Origin of the sequence: Halorubrum sp. Atlit-28R, assembly GCF_003665955.1 — an archaeon.
GTDB classification, from domain to species: Archaea; Halobacteriota; Halobacteria; order Halobacteriales; family Haloferacaceae; genus Halorubrum; species Halorubrum tropicale.
The window spans coordinates 1-483 of sequence record NZ_QPLS01000179.1; the positions used below are offsets into that span (position 1 = coordinate 1).

General features: G+C 61.3%; 1 protein-coding gene. It reads left to right on the top strand.

Features of this window, described 5'->3' with window-relative positions; all coding sequences use genetic code 11:
• The coding region (locus DVK06_RS17430; protein WP_199718795.1) for a restriction endonuclease at positions 1-483 on the top strand (483 nt) is incomplete at both ends.

Below are 483 nucleotides of genomic sequence, written 5' to 3' on the forward strand. Positions count from 1 at the left end.
ACCGACCTCGCCGATCAACTCCGGGCGGCCAGCACAGATGGGAACGCTCATGAGGAGTTCGAGAAACTCGTTGCGAAGGCCTTCTCCCGGCTGGGCTGTGCCGCCGACTGGATCGAAGGAGGGGGTGACACCGACGTGGAGATCCGATCCCCCGAACACGTCGTTGTCGAAGTGAAGGCCCGAGGGAACGGGCGAGTCAACTCTCTAGAGGTCACCAACGTGGACAAACACCGGCGCCAGCGTGGAGCCGATCACGCCATCGTGGTCGCCCCAGGCTTCGCCCCGAAGGTGATCGATAATGCCGAGACGACCGAATTGACAACCATTGCCGTCGACGACCTCGTCGAGCTCCTCGATCGTCGAGACGAGTATGCTGTTCCACCAGAGGAGATACTGGCGCTCTTGACACGATCGGGAGCCTTCCAAGACGACAGGCTCGACCTCCTCGATGAGTACATCCAGGACCGCATCGATGCTGGAGAG